Raw genomic sequence first — 21,071 nt, forward strand, 5'->3', positions numbered from 1 at the left:
GGGACCGGATTGGACAGGACGGCCCAACTCTGCCGTAGGTTTCGGACCGTCCCATTCCACAACCGGCGCGTGCGAGGAGAGTCCCCGAGGTGAGCGAGAAGAAGAAGGAACCGGGCGTCCTGGACGGCTTCAAGGCCTTCCTGATGCGCGGGAACGTCGTCGACCTGGCAGTAGCGGTGGTCATCGGCGCCGCCTTCACGAACATCGTGAACTCGGTGGTGAGGGGAGTCATCAACCCGCTGGTCGGGGCCATCGGGACGAAGAACCTCGACAGCTACGCCTCGTGTCTGAAGGGCCCCTGCGAGAAGGCCGCGGACGGCACGGTCTCCACGGGCGTCATGATCCTCTGGGGCTCCGTGCTGGGAGCGACGCTCAGCTTCGTGATCACCGCGGCGGTGGTGTACTTCCTGATGGTCCTGCCGATGTCGAAGTACCTGGCGCACCAGGAGGCCCGGCGGAAGGCGAAGGAAGGCACCCACGAGGTCATCGAGGTGACCGAGCTGGAGGTGCTGAAGGAGATCCGCGACGAGCTGGTCGCGCAGCGCGGCGCCGGGCGCGACGGGTCGTAGCGGCGCTCGACGGGGCTCTGCGGGCGGGTGCCCGCTGGGCCCGCCGGGCTCAGAGGTGGTGGGGCGGCTTCTCGTCGAGGAAGCGCCTGAGGTCGGCAGCGCTGTCGCTGGTGGCGCTCGGCCGCTCGCCCCACCCGCGGTCCGTGTCGTCAAAGGACTGCTGGTCCAGCGGGTCGTCGAAGATCAGCGCGGCCTTCGGCTCGCGCGGCTCGAGGTCCGGAGCGGTGTCCATGCCTCAAGGGTACGGCTCCGGTGGCGACGGCCGTCGTGGGCCGGGCTCGGACTCAGACCGCGTACAGGCCGTGCTCCGCGAAGATGTCCCTGGCCAGGGCGGTCTGCTCGGGGGTGGGGCAGGGTGTGTCGTGCAGGGCGAAGGGGCGGCCGAGGGCCTGCCACTTGGCCTCGCCCAGCTTGTGGAAGGGCAGGACGTCGACGCGGGTGACGTTGCCGAGCGAGGCGGCGAACGCGGCGACACCCTCGATGTTGGCGGGGTCGTCGGTGAGGCCGGGCACGAGCACGAACCGGACGTGGACCTCCTTGCCGAGGTCGGCCAGACGCCGGGCGAAGTCCAGGGTGGGCTTGAGAGGGCGGCCGGTGACCTTGCGGTAGGTGGCACGGTCCCAGGACTTGATGTCGAGCAGAACCAGGTCGGTGTCGCGCAGCAGCGCGGCGGTGGCCCGGACGCCGAGGAAGCCGGAGGTGTCCAGGGCGGTGTGCAGTCCGAGTTCGTGCTTGAAGCGGTGCAGCAGCTCGCCGGTGAACACCGGCTGGAGCAGCGGCTCTCCCCCACTGATGGTGGTGCCCCCGCCGGCGGCCGCGATGAACCGCGTGTACTTGGCCGCCTCGGCGACGATCTCGTCGGCGGTGGTGCGCTTGCCGTCGCGCATGCGCCAGGTGTCGGGGTTCTGGCAGTACAGGCAGGTCAGGGGGCAGCCGGACAGAAAGGTGACGAAGCGGGTGCCGGGCCCGTCGACACCGGTCGACAGGTCCCACGAGTGGACCGACCCCACGACGGGGCGGCGGGTGGCCGCCGCGGCCGGGGTCCGCGGGCCCACCGCCAGGGCGGCGGGCCCGGGAAGCGTCGGCGTGGTCGGCGCGGACGTAAGAGGCGTGGTCATCGCCCGGCTCCTTTACAACGAGCCGTGGAAGGTGCGGTTGATGACGTCGAGCTGCTGCTCACGGGTGAGGCGGATGAAGTTGACCGCGTACCCGGAGACGCGGATGGTCAGCTGCGGGTACTTCTCGGGGTGCTCCATCGCGTCCTCCAGGGTCGCCCGGTCGAGGACGTTGACGTTCATGTGGAAGCCGCCGCTGGCCATGTAGCCGTCCAGGACGCCCGCGAGGTTGCTGACGCGTTCCTCGGCGGTGCGGCCCAGGGCGTCGGGGGTAATGGTGTTGGTGAGCGAGATGCCGTCCTCCGCGTCGTCGTACGGGAGCTTGGCGACGGAGAGCGCCGAGGCGATGTACCCGTGCTCGTCGCGGCCGTTCATCGGGTTGGCGCCCGGTGCGAAGGGGGCGCCGGCGCGGCGGCCGTCGGGGGTGTTGCCGGTCTTCTTGCCGTAGACGACGTTCGAGGTGATCGTCAGGACGGACTGGGTGTGCACCGCGTCGCGGTACGTCGGGTGCCTGCGGACCTTCTCCATGAAGTCGTGGACGATGCCGCGCGCGATGTCGTCGGCCCGGTCGTCGTTGTTGCCGTAAGCCGGGTAGTCGCCCTCGACGACGTAGTCGACAGCGAGGCCGGTCTCGTCGCGGATCACCTTCACGCGTGCGTACTTGATCGCGGACAGGGAGTCGGCGGCCACCGACAGGCCGGCGATGCCGCACGCCATGGTGCGCAGGATGTGCCGGTCGTGCAGGGCCATCTCCAGGCGCTCGTAGGCGTACTTGTCGTGCATGTAGTGGATGACGTTCAGGGCGTGCACGTAGGTCTTGGCCAGCCAGTCGAGCATGGCGTCGTAACGCGCGCGGACGGTGTCGTAGTCGAGGTACTCGTCGGTGATCGGCTCGAAGCCCTCGACGATCGTCGTGCCGGAGACCTCGTCGCGACCGCCGTTGATGGCGTACAGCAGGGCCTTGGCGACATTGACGCGGGCGCCGAAGAACTGCATCTGCCGGCCCATCGCCATCGCGGAGACACAGCAGGCGACGGCGGTGTCGTCACCGTACTTGGGGCGCATCAGCTCGTCGGACTCGAACTGCAGGGCGCTGGTGTCGATGGCGACCTTCGCGGCGTACCGCTTGAACGCCTCGGGCAGGCGCGGCGACCAGAAGACGGTGAGGTTGGGCTCGGGGGCGGGGCCGAGGTTGTAGAGGGTGTTCAGGGCGCGGAAGGTGGTGCGGGTGACCAGCGGGCGCCCGTCCACGCCGAGTCCGGCCATGGACCAGGTGACCCAGGTGGGGTCGCCGGAGTAGAGCTCGTTGTACTCGGGGGTGCGCAGGAAGCGGACGATGCGCAGCTTGATGACGAAGTCGTCGATGAGTTCCTGGGCTTCGGACTCGGTGAGCAGCCCGCGCTCGATGTCCCGCTGGAGGTAGATGTCGAGGAAGGCGTCGATGCGGCCGATCGACATGGCGGCGCCGTTCTGCTCCTTGACGGCGGCCAGGTAGGCGAAGTAGAGCCACTGGATGGCCTCGCGGGCGGTGCGGGCGGGGCCGGAGATGTCGTAGCCGTAGGAGCGGGCCATGGCCTTGAGCTCGTCGAGGGCCCGGATCTGCTCGGCGATTTCCTCGCGTTCCTGGATCACCTGCGCACTCGGCCACTCGACTTCGAGTGCGCTTTTGTCCGCTCGCTTAGCGACGATGAGCCGGTCGACACCGTAGAGGGCGACGCGGCGGTAGTCGCCGATGATGCGGCCGCGGCCGTAGGCGTCGGGCAGTCCGGTGATGATGCCGGAGGAGCGGCAGGCGCGGATCTCGGGTGTGTAGGCGTCGAAGACCCCGTCGTTGTGGGTCTTGCGGAGCTTGGTGTAGATCTCCCGGACGGCGGGGTCGGCCTCGTACCCGTAGGCGTTGAGGGCGTTCTCGACCATGCGCCAGCCGCCGTTGGGCATGATGGCGCGCTTGAGGGGGGCGTCGGTCTGGAGACCGACGATCAGGTCGAGGTCGCGGTCGATGTAGCCGGGGGCGAAGGCGTCGATGCGCGAGGGGATGCTGACGTCGACGTCGTGGATGCCCCGCTCGATCTCGGTGGGGAACATCGCGAGGAGCTTGTTCCAGACCTTGGTGGTGCGCTCGGTGGGTCCGGTGAGGAAGGAGCCGTCGCCCTCGTACGGGGTGTAGTTGCTCTGGACGAAGTCGCGCACGTCGATCGCGTCGCGCCACAGGCCGCCTCGGAACCCGGACCAGGCGTCCGCCGCCGTCTCAGGGACCGTCTGTGCGGCAGGGGTGGTGGTCGCAGTCTCCACAGGGTGGGCAGTCATGGCGGGCACCTCTCACTCGGCATCGCCGGTACATCTCCATTGCACGCCCGCGCGGAGCGGGCCGGGCCCGGCGTTGGTCCTCGATTGCGGACCGAAGGTCCCGGACGGGCGCGGTCCGGTCGGCGCGGGCGCGGGGCGGCCTGGCTCTGGGGAAGGGCCACCGGGAGTTCGTGCACTCGTGAATCCGTGCGCAAGAAATTCGGCGCCCTATCTGCTGTGCTTGGAGTCATGACGTCCAGTTCGACTCCCGCGTCGCCCTCCGCCGACGCGCCAGGAAGCAGACGGCCGCTGCGCAGGCTCACGGCGCGTGGCCGCGGCGAGGCGCACCGCGCCGCGACACCGCTGGAGCTCTTCTTCGACCTGTGCTTCGTCGTCGCCATCGCCCAGGCGGGCGTGCAGCTGGTGCACTCCGTGGCGGAGGGGCACCCCGGTGAGGGCATCCTCAACTACGCGATGGTCTTTTTTGCCATTTGGTGGGCCTGGATGAACTTCACCTGGTTCGCCTCCGCCTACGACAACGACGACGTCCTCTACCGGATCGTCACGCTGGTGCAGATCGCCGGCGTGCTCGTGCTCGCGGCCGGTATTTCCAAGGCGTTCGACGAGCACGACTTCCTCGCCGTCTGGCTGGGCTATTTGATCATGCGGCTCGCGCTGACGGCGCAGTGGCTCCGCGTGGCACGCTCCTGCCGGGGGCCGGAGAGAACAACGGCCCTGAGATACGCCGCCGGGGTGCTCCTGTGCCAGGTCGGCTGGCTCGGGCTGCTGGTCCTCCCCGAGGACGCCCTGCCGTGGGTGTTCCTGGTGATGGCGATCCTGGAGATGTGCGTACCGGCGTACGCGGAGAAGGACCACGAGACGTCCTGGCACCCGCACCACATCGCCGAGCGGTACGGCCTGCTCACGATCATCGTGCTCGGTGAGACGATCGCCGCCGCCACGGTCGCTGTGAAAACCGCGCTCGACGAGAACGACGCGCTCGGCGAGCTGTTGCCGATCGCGACAGGCGGGCTCCTGATCATCTTCTCCGCCTGGTGGATCTACTTCGTGGTGCCCATCCACGGTCATCTGCGCTCCAACCGGCAGTCCTTTCTCTGGGGCTACGGCCACTACGTGATCTTCGCGTCGGCCGCCGCGATCGGGGCGGGGCTGGAGGTGGCCGTCGAGCAGGCGGTCGGCGAGGCGCACATTTCCACGCTGTCGGCGTCGTCGGCGGTGACCCTGCCGACGGCGCTCTACCTGCTCACGGTGTGGGCGCTGCATGCACGGCACTTCAAGGCGGGCACCGCCCAGCAGTTGGTGCTGCCGACGACCGCGCTGCTGATCATCGCGTGTACCTTCCTCGGTGACTGGGCGGTGCTCGCGGCCGGGGTTGTCTCGGCGCTCGCGGTGGCGGTCGGTACGACGCTCACGGCGCGCACGACGGCGCGGGAGAGCGGGACGGCGGCGCCCACCGCTGCAACGCCGACCGGCTGAATCCCGACACTGTGTCCGGGGCCTGGACAACACTGGCCCCATGACAGTCGACGCATTGACGGACGTCGCCGGGGTGCGGGTGGGTCACGCCACGCGCATCGGCGACGGTTGGCTCACCGGCACCACTGTTGTGCTCGCGCCCGAGGGCGGGGCCGTTGCCGCGGTGGACGTGCGGGGCGGCGGGCCCGGTACCAAGGAGACCGACGCCCTCGACCCGCGCAACGTCGTGCAGAAGGTCGAGGCGATCGTTCTGACCGGGGGCAGCGCGTACGGGCTCGACGCGGCCTCCGGCGTGATGGCCTGGCTGGAGGAGCGGGGGCGCGGCGTGCGCGTCGGGTCGGATCCGGCGCACGTGGTGCCCGTGGTGCCCGCGGCGTGCGTCTTCGACCTGGGGCGGGGCGGCGACTTCCGGGCACGTCCTGACGCCGCGACGGGGCGGACGGCGGTGGAGGCGGCCGCGGCCAGCGCGCTCGGCGCCCGGGTCGAGGAAGGGTGCGTGGGGGCGGGGACGGGAGCGGTGGTCGGGGCGGTGAAGGGTGGGGTCGGCACCGCGAGTGTCGTCCTCGACTCGGGGATCACCGTAGGGGCTCTGGTGGTGGCGAACGCCGCCGGGAATGCGCTCGATGCGGAAGTCGGTGTGCTGTACGGGGAGTTGTTCCAGGGGCGTGTGGAGTATCCGGAGGAGCGCGTCCGGGAGGCCGCGTGCCGGCGGCTCGCGGAGAGCTCGGAGAGAAACGCGCTTCCTCCGTTGAACACGACGCTCGCCGTCGTCGCGACCGACGCGGAACTGTCCAAGGCGCAGGCGCAGAAGCTGGCCGGCACGGCGCACGACGGGATCGCGCGCGCCGTGCGTCCGGTGCATCTGCTCAATGACGGTGACACCGTGTTCGCGCTGGCGACGGGAGCGCACGCGCTCGACGCCGCGAACCCGCTCGCGCTGAACGACATCCTGGCCGCGGGCGCGGATGCGGTGACGCGCGCGATCGTGCGCGCCGTGCGCGCCGCCCGGGCTGTCGACGGGCCGGGCGGCGCGTGGCCTGCGTATGGGGAGTTGTACGGGGGCGGTGGGCGTTCCTGAGCCAGGGGGTGCGCGAAGGGGCGTAGAGGCGTGAGCGCTTGTGGTGCGTGGGGTCGGTGGGTGAGCGGCGCCTGCGGGCGGTGGTGTGCGCCCCGGCGGGTGGTGTGGACCGTGCGCTGCGCCTGAAAGCGCACCGGGGCCCACCCCACACCGCTGCGGAGGGCACGGCGTGGTCGCCAACCGGTGCGCGGCGCGCACAGGTTGTGCGTCCCGCCGAGTGCGCCGCGCGCTCGGCTCCTGTGTCACGCCTGTCCCATCCCGCTCCCGAATGTCCCGGTTCTGTCACGCGCCGACGTCCATGGCGAACGGAGGGAACCCGACCCGGCGCGGATTCCCTCTCTCTGCACGCACCGGATCGGACCACGCACATCACGCGAACATGGAGCAGCCTGTGAAAACGCCGGACAAAGCAGCGCGGCGCGTGCTGGGGACCTGTGCCGTCCTGATGGCCGGCGCGCTCACTCTGACCGCCTGTGGCGGCAACGCCAACGCCAATAACGACGACAAGGGCGGCGACGCCGGGGCCTCGGGCGCGAAGATCGTGATCTCGGCGAGGAACGGTTCGTCGGGAGCATCGATCAACTCGACCGGCGTGAAGGTCAGCGGCGGCGAGCTGACCGACGTGAAGATGACCGAGGCGGAGAGCGGGAAGGCCGTGCCGGGGGCAATATCGGCGGACGGCGGCAGCTGGAAGCCGAAGGAGCAACTGGAGCGTGGGACCGAGTACGAGATAGCGGCGAAGGCGAAGGGTGCGGACGGGAAGAGCACGAGCGCCCGGTCCAGCTTCACCACCGTGTCGCCGGAGAACAGTTTCATCGGGACGTACACGCCGGACGACGGGTCGACCGTGGGTGTCGGGATGCCGGTGTCGTTCAACTTCGACAAGGCGATCAGCGACAAGAAGGCCGTGCAGTCGGGGATCACCGTCACGTCGAGCAGCGGGCAGATGGTCGTCGGGCACTGGTTCGGGGCGCAGCGGCTCGACTTCCGGCCCGAGGAGTACTGGAAGGCCGGTTCCAAGGTCACGATGAAGATCGACCTGGACGGGGTCGAGGGCGCGAACGGTGTCTTCGGAGTCCAGAAGAAGACCGTGACCTTCACCATCGGGCGCTCGCAGGTCTCCACGGTGGACGTGAACACGCAGACGATGACCGTCACGCGGGACGGCAAGACGCTCAAGACGGTGCCAATCTCGGCGGGCAGCGCGGAGTTCCCGACGTACAACGGGCAGATGGTGATCTCCGAGAAGCTCGTGGAAACGCGGATGAACAGCCAGACGGTGAATCTGGCCGACGCCTACGACATCCCGGACGTGCCGCACGCGATGCGGCTGACGACCTCGGGGACCTTCCTGCACGGCAACTACTGGTACAACAAGGCCAACCCGCCCTTCGGGGTCGCCGGGACGAGCCACGGCTGTGTCGGGCTGCAGGACGTGCAGGGCGCGCAGGGCGACACGACGGCGAAGTGGTTCTACGACAACTCGCTGATCGGCGACGTGGTGATCGTCAAGAACTCCCCCGACAAGTCGGTGGCGCCGGACAACGGGCTCAACGGGTGGAACCTGCCGTGGAGCGAGTGGACTGCGGGAAGTGCCGCCTGAGCAGCGCATTCTGACAGTTCGTGGAGCCGCGCGGGAACGATACGCGCGGCTTCAACGTTTTAAGTGCGTACGTTTTCTCGGTTCCCGGACATGATGTCCGACCGAGGGGCTACGGTATGCACCCACAAGGTGACATGCAGCAACGCTGGGAGAAGCCTTGAGCGTTCCGTACGAGACGGCAGCGTACGAATCCCATGAGTCGCCGGAGTCTCCGGAGGAGCACCTCGCGCGACTGCTCGGCCGTGCCCTGAACTCCTTCGAACTGCCCGACGAGGTGATACGGCGGCTGGACTGCGCGCTGGCGCACGACAGTTCCCTGCACTCCGCGCACCACAGTGCGGGCCGGCACCGTGAGACGTACCGGCACACCTGGCTGCTCGCCGACGGCTCGGCACTCACCCTGTGGGAGCTCGTCCACAACACCGCGCCGGGCAGCGCGCCGCAGCACGAGGTGTACGTGGACGAGGAGGAGCTGCGCGCCGCGACCGCGCGCCTGCCGTTACCGCCGGACGCGCCGGACTTCGAGCTGCCGGTGACGGTGCAGCTGTCGCCGGTGCACGCGCCGCGCCACACGTACGTGCCGGACGACTCCGCCGATCACGCGCGCCGGCTCCTGCGCCGTGCGGAGAACACCGACCGGCCGGACGCGGACACCGCCGCGCTGCTGAGCACGGCGTTCGCGCACCAGATCACGCAGGCCTTCGGGCGCCCGTGCCGGGCGGGGCGCGCCGCACTGTGCTTCTCGCTCTACGAGCACGCCTTCCTGCTGCGCGACGGCAGGGAGGTCTCCCTGTGGGAGGTCGAGCACACGGCGACGCCGGACGGGCGGCACATGTGCGAGGTGTACGTCACCGAGGACGCGGCGCGGGACGCGATGGAGCGGCGGGCGGCGCAGGTGCCGTGACGTGCGCCGGCGCGCGCGGCTCAGCGTCCGTCGTTGAGCTGCCGCACCAGACCGGCGAAGGCGTCCTGTTCGGCCGGAGTGAGCTGCACCGACTCCAGGTGCGGGCCCGCCTGCCGCGGATGCGGGAGCGCGGACAGCGTGGAGTCGGTGGACCGGGTGGCGTCGGGGCGGACGGCGCGCAGGACGCGGGCCAGGCCGATCGCCCAGACGACGGTCAGAAGGGCGAGCAGGCACACGCCCAGCAGCTGGAAGATCGAGACGTCCTCAGGCATGCGCCCCAGTACACACCACGGTCCGGGACTTTGACCCCGGACCGTGATGTATCTCGCAGGTGCCGTGAACCACTCACAGCTTCTTAATAGGGGCACCTCGGCCTGTTGTTCAGGCCGCCACCGGCTGCTTGGCGTCCGTGGACGCCGACTCGGTGCCGGTGCCGGGCCCGTTCGGTGTGGCGCCCGCGGCAGGCTTGCGCATGCCCTTCAGCACGATCACCAAGGTGGTGGTGACGCCCACGCCCGCCGCGATGGCGACCAGGTACGGCAGTGGGTTGCCGATCAGCGGTACCACGAAGATGCCGCCGTGCGGGGCGCGCAGGGTGGCGCCGAAGACCATCGAGAGCGCGCCGGTGACAGCGCCGCCCGCCATCGAGGCCGGGATCACGCGCAGGGGGTCCGCCGCGGCGAACGGGATGGCGCCCTCGGAGATGAAGGAGGCACCGAGGACCCAGGCGGCCTTGCCGTTCTCGCGCTCGGTCTGCGTGAAGAGCTTGCTGCGGACCACCGTGGCCAGGGCCATCGCCAGCGGCGGGACCATGCCGGCGGCCATCACCGCGGCCATGACCTTCATCGCGGAGTCGCTCGGGTCGGCGACGGCGATGCCGGCCGTGGCGAAGGCGTACGCGACCTTGTTGACCGGGCCGCCGAGGTCGAAGCACATCATCAGGCCGAGCAGGATGCCGAGAAGGACGGCGTTGGTGCCGGAGAGGCCGTCGAGCCAGTCCGTCATGGCCTCCTGGGCCTCGGCGATCGGCTTGCCGATGACGACGAACATCAGGAATCCGACGATCGCCGAGGAGACCAACGGGATCACCACCACCGGCATGATGCCGCGCAGAGCCGTGGGGATCTTCAGGCGCTGGATCGCCATCACCACGCCACCGGCGATCAGACCGGCGGCCAGGCCGCCGAGGAAGCCCGCGTTGATGGTCAAGGAGATCGCGCCGCCGACGAAGCCGGGCACGAGACCCGGCCGGTCCGCCATGCCGTAGGCGATGTAGCCGGCCAGGACCGGGACGAGGAAGCCGAAGGCCACGCCGCCGATCTGGAACAGCAGGGCGCCCCAGCTGTCGACCTGGGTCCAGTCGAAGTGGTCCATGACCGACGGGGCCTTGTTGATCTCCCAGCCGCCGATGGCGAAGCCCAGGGCGATCAGCAGGCCGCCCGCGGCGACGAACGGGACCATGTAGCTGACGCCGGACATCAGCCACTTGCGGAGCTTGGTGCCGTAGCCCTCGCCGGGCTCACCGGCGCGGTCGACCGGCGTGCCCGCGCCAGCGGGCGCCCCCGCGCTCACCTCCCCGCGCGCCGCCTTCTCGCGCACCTCGGCGATGAGTTCGGCGGGACGGTTGATGCCCGCCTTCACACCGACGTCGACCGTCGGCTTCCCGGCGAAGCGGTCCTTGTCGCGTACGGGGACGTCGTGCGCGAAGATCACGCCGTCCGCCGCGGCGATGACCGCCGGGTCGAGCCGCGTGAAGCCGGCCGAGCCCTGGGGCTCGACGACGACTTCGACGCCCGCGTCGCGTCCGGCGTTCTCCAGGGACTCGGCCGCCATGTAGGTGTGGGCGATGCCGGTCGGGCAGGAGGTGACGGCGACGATACGGAAGGGGCGCTCGACGGGGGCGCCCGGCGCAGGGGCGGTTGCGTTCTCGATGTCCGCGCCCGGCGCCGGGGCCGTGCTGCCCGCTGCGGCGTCGACGGAGGCCGCCCCCGACGCCGCAGCGGAGTTCGTGGTGCTGCTCTGCGCGCCGTGCGCGCCCCCAACTGCGCCGCGCGCGCCCTCGGAAGCGCCGTCCGACGCGCCGCGCGCGCCCCCAGCCGCGCCCGCAGCGCCTTCAGCGCCCTCAGCGCCGCCCGCGCCCTCACCGGCACCCTCAGCAGCGCCACCCGGCGCCGCATCCCCCCGAATGAGCGCCGCCGCCGACCCCGCGTCACCCACGGCCCGCAGCGCGTCCGTGAACTCCGTGTTCATCAGTTGCCGTGCCAGAGAGGACAGGATCGTGAGGTGGGCGTCGTCCGCGCCCGCCGGTGCCGCGATCAGGAAGATCAGGTCCGCGGGGCCGTCCGCCGCGCCGAAGTCGATGCCGGCCGCGCTGCGCCCGAAGGCGAGCGTGGGCTCGGTGACGTGTGCGCTGCGGCAGTGCGGGATGCCGATGCCGCCGTCGAGGCCGGTCGGCATCTGGGCCTCGCGCGCCGCCACGTCGGCCAGGAAGCCGTCCAGGTCGGTCACCCGGCCCTGGGCGACCATGCGCTCGGCGAGGGCGCGGGCCGCCGCTTCCTTGGTGTCGGCGGACAGGTCGAGGTCGACCAGGTCCGCGGTGATCATCTCGCTCATCGCGGGCTCCTTCGCACGCGTATCGCCCGGGGAGTGGGGCGGGCGGGGGTGGGGACGGGGGTGCAGTGGGGGGAGGGAGGGGAGGCGGGGCCGGGGAAACCCCGCCACCCCGGGTCGGCAGGACGGCTCAGGGAGTCCTGCCGACGGCCGAGAACCGACGCACGGCCGCGGGTCGCGGCGAGTAACGGGGAGCCTCGCCGCTCCGGACGCGGTGTGAGCGGGGCCGGTGCCGGACGGAGAGCGGGGTTCGTCATGGCACCGGCTCCTTCAGTGCGCGGTCCATCGGTACCTCCGCCGTGACGGTGACGGCGGAGAGGTCAAGGTCGCCCGGCGACGGCATCACACTGCCGGGCAGCTGCACGGCGGCGGCGCCGTGCGCGACGGCGGACGCGAGCGCCTCCGGCCCGCTGCCGCCCGCGATCAGGAATCCGGCGAGCGAGGAGTCGCCCGCGCCGACGTTGGAGCGCACGGCGTCCACGCGCGCGCTGCCGAACCAGGCGTCCGCGCCGTCCACGAGCAACTGTCCGTCCGCCCCCAGGCTCGCGAGCACGGCGCGTGCGCCCATCGTGCGCAACTCCTCGGCCGCCTTCAGCGCGTCGCCCACCGTCGACAGGGGGCGCCCGACGGCCTCCGCGAGCTCCTCGGCGTTCGGCTTCACCACATCGGGCCGCTCGCGCAACGCCTCCAGCAGCGCGCGCCCCGAGGTGTCCAGAGCGATGCGCGCGCCCCCGGCGTGCGCCCGCGCGACCACGCGGGCGTACCACTCCGGCGCGAGCCCGCGCGGCAGGCTCCCGCAGCACGCGATCCAGTCCGCGTCGCGCGAGTGCGCCCGTACCGTCTCCAGCAGCAGTTCCTGCTCTTCCGCCGACAGTTCGGGACCCGGCGCGTTGATCTTCGTGAGCACCCCGTCCGACTCCGCGAGCGCGATGTTGGAGCGGGTGGCTCCGGCGACCGGTACCGGCGCGACCTCAATGCCCTGCGCGTCGAGCAGATCCGCCACGAGCGCCCCCGGCGCACCACCCAGAGGCAGTACCGCGACCGTGCGCCGCCCCGCGGCCGCGACGGCGCGCGAGACGTTCACTCCCTTGCCGCCCGGGTCCATCCGCTCCCCCGTGGCGCGGATGACCTCGCCTCGGTCGAGAGAGGGGACCTCGTAGGTGCGGTCCAGGGAGGGGTTGGGGGTGACAGTGAGGATCATGCGCGTACTACTTCCGTGCCGCCGCGTTCGATGGTGGCGGCGTCTTCGGGGCTCAGCCCGCTGTCGGTGATCAGCAGGTCCACGTCGCTCAGGTCGCCGAAGCGGGCGAAGTGCTCCTGGCCGTGCTTGGTGGAGTCGGCGAGCAGCACGACCCTGCGTGCCGCGGCCACCGCCGCGCGTTTCACGGCGGCCTCGGCGAGGTCGGGGGTGGTCAGGCCGTGGTCGGCGGAGAAGCCGTTGGCGGCCACGAACAGCACGTCGGCCCGGATCTCGCCGTACGCCCTCAGCGCCCAGGCGTCCACGGCGGCGCGGGTGCGGTGGCGTACGCGGCCGCCGACGAGGTGGAGCTGGATGCCGGGGTGGTCGGCGAGGCGGGCGGCGATGGGGAGGCTGTGGGTGACGACGGTGAGCGAGGCCTCCAGCGGTATGGCGCCCGCGAGGCGTGCGACCGTCGTACCGGCGTCGAGGATCAGCGTGCCCTCGGCCGGGAGTTCGGCGAGGGCCGCCTTGGCGATGTGGTCCTTCTCGTCGGCGGCGGTGGACTCGCGTTCGGCGAGGTCGGGTTCGAAGTCGAGACGGCCCACGGGGATGGCACCGCCGTGCACGCGGCGTACGAGGCCGGCGCGGTCCAGGGCCTTCAGGTCCCGGCGGATCGTTTCCGCGGTCACCTGGAACTGCTCGGCCAGCGACAGCACGTCCACCCGGCCGCCGTCACGCGCGAGCCGCAGGATCTCCTGCTGCCGCTCCGGTGCGTACATGTCCGTTCGCCTCCGACCAATGCCCGAACTTGTGGATTGCCTCGGAGGTTACGCTCGGCCGGACGGAAAGTAAACAGGTTCGGGCATCATTCGGGCAGGAACAGAAATGAGCCCACACTCGGCCGGGCAGAACCGGAAATCCACCGCTCGCCCGCCCCGCGCACACGGAAGGGCCCCGCGCCACCGCGCAGGGCCCTTGCTCCTGGTCCGAGTACGGACGGGACAACCTCAGCCGACGGCCACCGGCTCCCGGGCCTCGCCCTCGCCCGCCGAGGCCCCCGCCGCCGCGGCATCCGCGGCATCCGCGTCCTCCGCCGATCCGTCCGCCCCCTCCAGATGCAGCGCCGGCTTCCGAGGCAGCGCGAACATCAGCAGGAAGATCGCGCCCATGACCACGGCCACCCAGACCAGGGCGTTCTGGAAGGCGTCCGCGAAGGCCGACCCGACGAAGGCCCGAGCCGCTTCCTCGGACGCACCCCCGGCGTCCCCCGAGCCCAGTCCCCCGAGCCGGTCGTCCAGCACCCCGAAGAACACCACCGACACCAGCCCAAGGCCGAGTGCGTTGCCCATCTGCATCACGGTGTTGATCAGCCCGGACGCCGACCCGGCGTGCTCCCGCGGCACCTCGGAGAGGATCGCGTCGGTCAGCGGGGCCACGATCAGCCCCATCCCCGCGCCCATGACGACCAGCGGAAGCGCCATCTGCCAGGGCTCGATGCCCAGGCCGTACCGCTCCGACTCCCAGATGTAGAGCAGGACGCCCAGCCCCATCAGCAGCGCGCCCGCCTGGAGCACACCGCGCCCGAACCGCGGCACCAGCTTCTGCACCGAAAGACCCGCGGCCGTCGAGACGGCGATGGAGAACGGCACCCCGGTCAGACCCGCCTTGAGCGCGCTCCAGCCCAGGCCGATCTGCATGTACAGCGTCCACACCAGGAAGAAGATGCCGAGCGCGACACCGAACACGGTCTGTACGGCGATCCCCGCGGCGAAGCTCTTCACCCGGAACAGGGACAGCTCGATCAGCGGTGACCCGTCCCGCGCGCTCTTGCGCCGCTCGTGCGCCACCAGCACCGCGAGCACGACCAGCGAGCCGGCCATCGCCACGTACCCCCACAGCGGCCAGTCCAGCTCGCGGCCGCGGGTGAGCGGGTACAGCAGCATGAGCAGGCCGAGCGTCACCAGGCCCACGCCCACCAGGTCCAGCTTCGGGGCCCGGGCCGCCTTGGACTCGGTGATGAAGCGGCTGCCGAGGATGAGACCCGCGATGCCGACGGGCAGGTTGATCAGGAAGATCGGGCGCCATTCCAGGCCGAAGAGGTTCCCCTCGGTGAGCAGCGCGCCGAGCAGCGGTCCGCTGACCGCGCCGAGGCCGACGATGGCGCCGAACATCCCGAACACCTTGCCGCGTTCGTGCGCGGGGAAGGTCGCGTGCACGATCGACAGCACCTGAGGCACCATCAGCGAGGCCATCGCGCCCTGGAGGATGCGGGAGGCGACCAGCATCTCCGGGTTCGCGGCGAAGCCGCACAGCGCGGAGGCGATGGTGAAGCCGCCGATGCCGATGAGGAAGAGCTTCTTGCGGCCGTGTATGTCGCCGAGACGGCCACCGGTGATCAGGCCCGCGGCGAAGGCGAGGGCGTAACCGGCGGTGATCCACTGGATCTGGCTCTCGGTGGCGCCCGCGTTCTCCTGGATGGACGGGATGGCGATGTTGACGATCGTGACGTCCACGAGGTCCATGAACGCCGCGGTCATGACGATGGCCAGCGCGTACCAGCGCCGCTTGTCCGCCGCAGAGGCCGGTGCGGCTGTCTTCCCGTCTCCGACGGGTGTCGTCTCTTGGGTCATGTGAAGCACAGTAGGACCCCATTAGGTCAGATCATGTCCTAGTCGTCAGGCATCCTCGGATCCATGACGACAGACACCCCGGCACGGCTCCTCCAGCTCCTCTCCCTCCTCCAGACGCCCCGCGAATGGCCCGGTGGCGAGCTCTCCGACCGGCTGGGGGTGTCCCGGCGCACGGTGCGGCGGGACATCGACCGGCTGCGCGAACTGGGCTATCCGGTGCAGGCGACCAAGGGTTCCGAGGGCGGCTACCGCCTGGTCGCGGGCAAGGCGATGCCGCCGCTGGTCCTGGACGACGAGGAGGCGGTCGCCATCGCGGTCGGGCTGCGCGCGGGCGCCGGGCACGCGTTGGAGGGCGTCGACGAGGCGTCCGTACGCGCGCTCGCGAAGCTGGAGCAGGTCCTGCCCAGCCGCCTGCGCCACCGCGTCGCCACGCTCCAGGCCGCCACCACCCCGCTGACCAGCGGCGACGGGGCGAGCATCGCCCCCGAGACACTGACCGTGATGGCCTCCACGGTGGCCGGCCAGGAACGGCTGCGGTTCGCCTACCGCGCGGGCGACGGCACGGAGTCGCGGCGGCTGACCGAGCCGTACCGGCTGGTCTCCACCGGCCGCCGCTGGTACCTGGTCGCTTACGACCTCGACCGCGAGGACTGGCGGACCTTCCGCGTCGACCGCGTCAGCGAGCCCTTCGCGACCGGCGCCCGCTTCACGCCCCGCGAACTGCCGACAGGGGACGCGGCCGAGTATCTGCGGCAGTCGATGTACCGGCGGCAGGAGACCTACGAGTTCGTGGTCACCTTCGCCGCCCCGGCCGACTACATCGCGGCCCGGCTGCCCAAGTGGCTGGGGGCGCCGGAGCCGGTCGACGACCGCACCTGCCGCCTGCGCGCGACGACGGGCGACGCGGTGGAGTGGATGGCGGTACGGCTGGCCATGGCCGACTGCGAGTTCACCGTCCACGAGCCCGCGGAACTGGTGCGGTGTGTACGGGACTTGGGGGGCCGCCTGACCAGGGCGGCTACGGCAAAGGCGAACTGAGCGAGCGTCACCCGCCCCCACCTGGAGCTCCAAGCACCCCGCGTGCCCGGAACTCCTAGTCCCCGCGCGCCACTTCCCCCCAGGGAAAGTCCCGCAGCACCGCCAGATTCCGCAGGGCCAGTTCGGCCGGCCCCTCCGGTCCCTGCGGCCGCGCCCGGCCCGCCGCCCAGGACTCCACGGCCACCCGTACGGCCGCCCCGGCCACGGCGGCCGCGAACCTCAGCTCGGGCCTCCCGGCAACGTTGTCCGACCCGTGCGCCACGCCCTCGACTGCCGCGCCCTCGGCTGCCACGCTCTCGACTGCCGCGCCCTCGGCTGCCACGCCCTGGACCGCCGCGCCCTCGACCGCCGCGCTCTCAGCCCCCGCCCCCTCGGCCCCGCCCCCTACCAGCCGCTCCGCCAGCACCCGCGCCAGCGTGTCCTCCGTCGCATGGCAGACCTCCGCCCACACCTTCCCCAGCGCGGGACTGGACCCGGCGAGCCGGATCAGGGTGCGTACCCATTCCCAGGAGGAGGCCGAGGCGGCGGTGCCGGGCGTCAGGGTGTGGCGTACCGCGTGCTCCAGCACCTCGGGGACGGACAGGTGCGCGGGGGCGAGTTGCACCGCCTGGACCCAGCGTTCGGCGCCGGCCGCGTAGAGGGGGGCGACGGCCTCCTCCTTGGTGGCGAAATACCGGTAGAAGGTGCGCGGGGCGATACCGGCGGCGTGGGCGATGTCCTCGGCGCGGGTGGCGCGCAGGCCCTGCCGGACGAAGAGGGCGGCCGCCGAGCGGGCGATCTGCATACGCGTCTCCGCCTTGCGCCGCTCCGTCAGGGAGGGTGTGATGGCGGAGTTTGGTGCGGGGGTGGGGCTACTCACACTCGGCAGGCTATGCCCATGTGACACAATCTGCCATCCGGCGGGCCACCCCGGGGTTCAGGTACGGGGTGGCCCGCCTTTCCAGCCTGCCCAGCACGAACCTGGCCGACCTGCCCAGCCCGAACCCTTCCCCCGCACCCGCAAGACGTCGGCAAGACGTCCGCACGAAGCCCGCACGAAAAGGAGCCGGACCCCGGCGCCCAGGGGGGTGAGGGCGCCGAGACCCGGCTCGGGAGAGTCCCGGCGCCGGGGGGGATCGCGACGGGACGTGGTTCAGGATCGGCCCGCGAGGGGGGATCGCGGGGGTCGAACTCCTGGACCCTGAAAGGTTGTTCCCAGGGCCCTGGCAATTGAAGCGGCGTTAGACCGCCATGTTTGCGCGGTCTTTCGCCACCCGGCGTACGCGGTCGGGCCCCCGTACGCCCCTACAGTCACGCCGCGGCGTCGAACCCGGTGTCCCGGGCGAGCTTCTTCAGCTCCAGCAGCGCGTGCTTCTCGATCTGGCGGATGCGCTCGCGCGTCAGGCCGTGCTCCTTGCCGACCTCGGTCAGCGTGCGCTCGCGGCCGTCGTCGATGCCGTACCGCATCTTGATGATGGACGCGGTGCGCTGGTCGAGGCGGCCGATCAGGTCGTCCAGTTCCTCGCTGCGCAGCAGCGTCAGTACGGACTGCTCCGGGGAGACCGCGGAGGTGTCCTCCAGCAGGTCACCGAACTGGGTCTCGCCCTCGTCGTCCACCGACATGTTCAGCGACACCGGGTCGCGGGCCCAGTCGAGGACGTCCGTGACCCGCTCCGGCGTGGAGCCCAGCTCGGCCGCGATCTCGGCGGGCTCGGGGTCCCGGCCGTGCTCACGGTTGAACTCGCGCTGCACGCGCCGGATCCGGCCGAGCTCCTCCACCAGGTGGACGGGGAGCCGGATGGTGCGGGACTGGTCGGCTATCGAGCGCGTGATGGCCTGGCGGATCCACCAGGTGGCGTACGTCGAGAACTTGAAGCCCTTGCGGTAGTCGAACTTCTCGACGGCGCGCACAAGGCCGGCGTTGCCCTCCTGGATCAGGTCCAGCAGGGGCAGGCCGCTGCGCGGGTAGCGACGGGCCACCGCGACGACCAGGCGCAGGTTGGAGCGGATGAAGATGTCCTTGGCCCGCTCTCCCTCGGCGACCAGCGCCTCCAGTTCCTCGCGGGAGGCGTCCGCCTGGGACTCCTCGTATCCGTCGAGGACCTGCCGCGCGAAGACACCCGCCTCGATGATCTGGCTGAGCTCGACCTCCTTGGCGGCGTCGAGCAGCGGTGTACGCGCGATCTCGTCGAGGTACATGCCGACCAGGTCGCGATCGGCGATCTCGCCGCCATGGGCGCGAACACTGCTTGCCGCGTCGGCCGTCTCGCCGGTGGCGGACTTACGACGGGCGACGGCACGGGTTGCCATGCGTGCTCCCTTGCGATGGTGGGCTGGCGGGTGGTCCTTGGTTGCCCGGCACTCTCCTCGGGTGCCCTGCATCCGATGGAAACAACGACTGTAATCAGGACAGAATTCCCAACCCGCCCCTCTATTTTTCTGATCATGCAGTACCCTGTCCGGCCACACGCACCGGAGTGATGCCGCGGGTACCCAGAGAGACGCAGGTCAGACCGGGAGCCGAGGGAGGTTTCACCGTCCCCGCACGCCCCCGTCACCGCTCCTCATGAGACGCCCGTCACATTGGATTCCGCACTTTCAGGCTTGCGGAGCCTGGGAATGCCCGGCAGAGCGACTTCCTCGGCCGCTCTCCCACCCTTGAAGACGGACGGGATCCCTTGAAAGTTGCCGGACATGGCCGGTTCACAGGGAACTCTCATCCACTGGACACACCGGGGGCACAGCACCCCCGCCCGAGGGCACCGTGTCCCCTCAGCCTCAGCCGAACTGCACCGACCGCTTCGCCAGCCCCATCCAGAACCCGTCGATCACGGACTTCTGCGCGTCCAGCGCGCCGCCCGCCTCGGCCGCACCCATGGTCACGAACAGCGGCGCGAAATGTTCGGTGCGGGGATGGGCGTACCGTCCGGCCGGCGACTTGTGGAGGAAGTCCAGCAGCGCGTCCCAGTCGCGGTTCTCCAGGGCCCGGCGGCCCCAGTCGTCGAACTCGGCCGACCAGGTGGGGATGCCGCCCTGGCGCAGCGCGGCCAGGTTGTGGGTGAAGAAGCCGGAGCCGACGATCAGTACACCCTCGTCGCGCAGCGGCGCGAGCCTGCGGCCGATCTCCATCAGCCGGACCGGGTCGAGCGTCGGCATGGAGATCTGCAGCACGGGGATGTCGGCGTCCGGGAACATCTCCACGAGCGGGACGTACGCGCCGTGGTCGAGGCCGCGGTCGGGGATGTCCTGCACGGGGGTGCCGGGGGCGCGCAGCAGTTTCCGTACGGAGGCGGCCAGCTCGGGGGCGCCGGGGGCCTCGTAGCGCACCTGGTAGTAGTGCTCGGGGAAGCCCCAGAAGTCGTAGACGAGCGGGACGGTCTCGACGGCACCGAGGGCGAGCGGGGCCTCCTCCCAGTGGGCGGAGACGACCAGGATCGCCTTCGGGCGGGGCAGGGAGGCGGACCAGGCGGCGAGTTCGCCGGGCCAGACGGGGTCGTCGGCGAGGGGCGGAGCGCCGTGGCTGAGGTAGAGCGCGGGCATGCGTTCCTGGGCTGCGGCGGTCATGGCGGCGGCTCCTCCGGCGAAGGTACTTGAATACTAAACCTATACGCCAGAGTAGGGCCGGTCGCTTCAAATTTCAAGCATCTAGTTGAATGTTCAGACATCTGCGCCATGACCCACACCACGCCCCCACGCCCCACGCCGCGGCCACGCCGTAACCCAAGCCATCGCCCAAGCCATGGCCAAGCCGCAACCCCCGCCGACTCCCGAACATCTCGTTTAAGTTTCAATGAGCCGTACAGTGGAGCCATGAACACGGCACCGGTACCCGCATCAGCCGAGGAGCCCCGCTGGCTCACCGATGAGGAACAGCGCGTGTGGCGCTCCTACGTACAGGCGACGACCCTCCTTGAGGACCACCTGGACCGTCAGCTCCAGCGGGACGCCGGTATGCCGCACATCTACTACGGGCTGCTGGTCAAGCTCGCCGAGTCCCCGCAGCGGCGCCTGCGGATGACCGAGCTGGCGATGTACGCGAAGATCACCCGGTCCCGGCTCTCCCACGCTGTCGCCCGGCTGGAGAAGAACGGCTGGGTACGCCGCGAGGACTGCCCCTCCGACAAGCGCGGCCAGTTCGCGGTGCTGACCGACGAGGGTCTGGAGGTGCTGCGGCGGACCGCGCCGGGCCATGTCGCCGCCGTACGCGCCGCCGTGTTCGACCGGCTCACCCCGCAGCAGCAGACGTCACTCGGCGAGATCATGCGGATCGTCGCGGAGGGACTGGAGCCGGACGAGGCGGGGGCGGATCTGCCCTGGCTGCGGTAGCCCTTCCCTGATTCCCACAGGACCCCGGACATGGACCTGCCCCGGCCCCGCTGAGCCGCTCACTCAGCGAATGCCGGGGCAGATCCCGGGGTCGTACGTACAGGGCGTCCCCTTCCCCGTACGTACGGGTCCGTCCCGAAGAGGGGGCCGGTGCGTCAGTGGGCTCTACGTTCTTGATCGGGTTGATCGAGCCATTCGTAGGGTTGGGTCGCCCAGGGGTGCTGGGTGTGGCTATCAGTGGGCTGCCATCTCGTGG

General features: G+C 70.8%; 18 protein-coding genes. 7 read left to right on the forward strand and 11 right to left on the reverse strand.

All coding sequences use genetic code 11. The features are described 5' to 3' along the window. The first annotated feature begins 89 nt into the window (after positions 1-89). Positions 90-569 (forward strand): large conductance mechanosensitive channel protein MscL, encoded by a 480-nt coding sequence (gene mscL / locus ACZ7L7_RS23150; RefSeq protein WP_453603360.1) that lies wholly within the window; start codon positions 90-92, stop codon positions 567-569. A gap of 49 nt (positions 570-618) precedes the next feature. Here mscL and ACZ7L7_RS23155 read toward each other — a convergent pair whose 3' ends face one another. The 3 genes from ACZ7L7_RS23155 to pflB are packed head-to-tail and all read right to left on the reverse strand — an operon-like array spanning position 619 to position 3,991. Further along, on the reverse strand, positions 619-801 hold the full coding sequence (locus ACZ7L7_RS23155; RefSeq protein ID WP_285515217.1) for a hypothetical protein: 183 nt from the start codon (positions 799-801) through the stop codon (positions 619-621). 52 nt (positions 802-853) lie between these two features. Continuing rightward, complete coding sequence (pflA, locus tag ACZ7L7_RS23160; protein WP_285515216.1) at positions 854-1,687, reverse strand: pyruvate formate-lyase-activating protein; 834 nt, start codon at positions 1,685-1,687, stop codon at positions 854-856. Between the two features lie 12 nt (positions 1,688-1,699). Then, the gene (gene pflB, locus ACZ7L7_RS23165) at positions 1,700-3,991 is read right to left on the reverse strand and encodes a formate C-acetyltransferase (RefSeq protein ID WP_472076991.1); all 2,292 of its coding nucleotides are present in this window, start codon (positions 3,989-3,991) and stop codon (positions 1,700-1,702) included. A 228-nt stretch (positions 3,992-4,219) separates the two neighbouring features. Between pflB and ACZ7L7_RS23170 the strand changes: the two genes are divergently transcribed. The 4 genes from ACZ7L7_RS23170 (at position 4,220) to ACZ7L7_RS23185 (ending at position 9,052) form a co-directional block, all read left to right on the forward strand. Next, entirely contained in the window at positions 4,220-5,467 is a 1,248-nt protein-coding gene (locus tag ACZ7L7_RS23170; RefSeq protein WP_285515214.1) for a low temperature requirement protein A, read from the forward strand. Positions 5,468-5,507: 40 nt separating this feature from the next. Then, positions 5,508-6,545, forward strand: a complete 1,038-nt coding sequence (locus ACZ7L7_RS23175; protein WP_285515213.1) for a P1 family peptidase — start codon at positions 5,508-5,510, stop codon at positions 6,543-6,545. Positions 6,546-6,936: 391 nt separating this feature from the next. Next, complete coding sequence (locus ACZ7L7_RS23180) at positions 6,937-8,148, forward strand: L,D-transpeptidase (protein WP_453603365.1); 1,212 nt, start codon at positions 6,937-6,939, stop codon at positions 8,146-8,148. Positions 8,149-8,305: 157 nt separating this feature from the next. Beyond that, positions 8,306-9,052 carry a DUF6227 family protein gene (locus tag ACZ7L7_RS23185; RefSeq protein WP_285515211.1) on the forward strand — a complete coding sequence of 249 codons (747 nt, stop codon included), beginning with the start codon at positions 8,306-8,308 and terminating at the stop codon, positions 9,050-9,052. A gap of 20 nt (positions 9,053-9,072) precedes the next feature. Here ACZ7L7_RS23185 and ACZ7L7_RS23190 read toward each other — a convergent pair whose 3' ends face one another. From ACZ7L7_RS23190 to ACZ7L7_RS23210, 5 genes are all read right to left on the reverse strand, one after another. Beyond that, the gene (locus ACZ7L7_RS23190; protein ID WP_285515210.1) at positions 9,073-9,324 is read right to left on the reverse strand and encodes a hypothetical protein; all 252 of its coding nucleotides are present in this window, start codon (positions 9,322-9,324) and stop codon (positions 9,073-9,075) included. 109 nt (positions 9,325-9,433) lie between these two features. After that, complete coding sequence (locus ACZ7L7_RS23195; protein WP_453603367.1) at positions 9,434-11,665, reverse strand: PTS fructose transporter subunit IIABC; 2,232 nt, start codon at positions 11,663-11,665, stop codon at positions 9,434-9,436. Between the two features lie 250 nt (positions 11,666-11,915). After that, positions 11,916-12,863, reverse strand: a complete 948-nt coding sequence (gene pfkB, locus ACZ7L7_RS23200) for a 1-phosphofructokinase (protein ID WP_453603369.1) — start codon at positions 12,861-12,863, stop codon at positions 11,916-11,918. Continuing rightward, on the reverse strand, positions 12,860-13,621 hold the full coding sequence (locus tag ACZ7L7_RS23205; protein WP_285515207.1) for a DeoR/GlpR family DNA-binding transcription regulator: 762 nt from the start codon (positions 13,619-13,621) through the stop codon (positions 12,860-12,862). The genes pfkB and ACZ7L7_RS23205 overlap by 4 nt, the downstream gene beginning before the upstream one ends. Before the next feature lie 228 nt (positions 13,622-13,849). After that, positions 13,850-15,472, reverse strand: a complete 1,623-nt coding sequence (locus ACZ7L7_RS23210; protein ID WP_453603371.1) for an MFS transporter — start codon at positions 15,470-15,472, stop codon at positions 13,850-13,852. A gap of 63 nt (positions 15,473-15,535) precedes the next feature. Here ACZ7L7_RS23210 and ACZ7L7_RS23215 point away from each other — a divergent pair, with 63 nt between their 5' ends. Beyond that, positions 15,536-16,510, forward strand: a complete 975-nt coding sequence (locus ACZ7L7_RS23215) for a helix-turn-helix transcriptional regulator (RefSeq protein ID WP_471430708.1) — start codon at positions 15,536-15,538, stop codon at positions 16,508-16,510. Positions 16,511-16,565: 55 nt separating this feature from the next. Here ACZ7L7_RS23215 and ACZ7L7_RS23220 read toward each other — a convergent pair whose 3' ends face one another. From ACZ7L7_RS23220 to ACZ7L7_RS23230, 3 genes are all read right to left on the reverse strand, one after another. Next, positions 16,566-17,294 carry a TetR/AcrR family transcriptional regulator gene (locus tag ACZ7L7_RS23220; protein ID WP_471592406.1) on the reverse strand — a complete coding sequence of 243 codons (729 nt, stop codon included), beginning with the start codon at positions 17,292-17,294 and terminating at the stop codon, positions 16,566-16,568. A 506-nt stretch (positions 17,295-17,800) separates the two neighbouring features. Beyond that, positions 17,801-18,799 carry a sigma-70 family RNA polymerase sigma factor gene (locus tag ACZ7L7_RS23225; RefSeq protein ID WP_093725482.1) on the reverse strand — a complete coding sequence of 333 codons (999 nt, stop codon included), beginning with the start codon at positions 18,797-18,799 and terminating at the stop codon, positions 17,801-17,803. Between the two features lie 468 nt (positions 18,800-19,267). Then, on the reverse strand, positions 19,268-20,053 hold the full coding sequence (locus ACZ7L7_RS23230) for a dioxygenase family protein (RefSeq protein WP_285515204.1): 786 nt from the start codon (positions 20,051-20,053) through the stop codon (positions 19,268-19,270). A 246-nt stretch (positions 20,054-20,299) separates the two neighbouring features. Here ACZ7L7_RS23230 and ACZ7L7_RS23235 point away from each other — a divergent pair, with 246 nt between their 5' ends. Further along, positions 20,300-20,815, forward strand: a complete 516-nt coding sequence (locus ACZ7L7_RS23235) for a MarR family winged helix-turn-helix transcriptional regulator (RefSeq protein WP_285515203.1) — start codon at positions 20,300-20,302, stop codon at positions 20,813-20,815. Positions 20,816-21,071: the final 256 nt, after the last annotated feature.

The organism is Streptomyces sp. NPDC110618 (assembly GCF_055657065.1).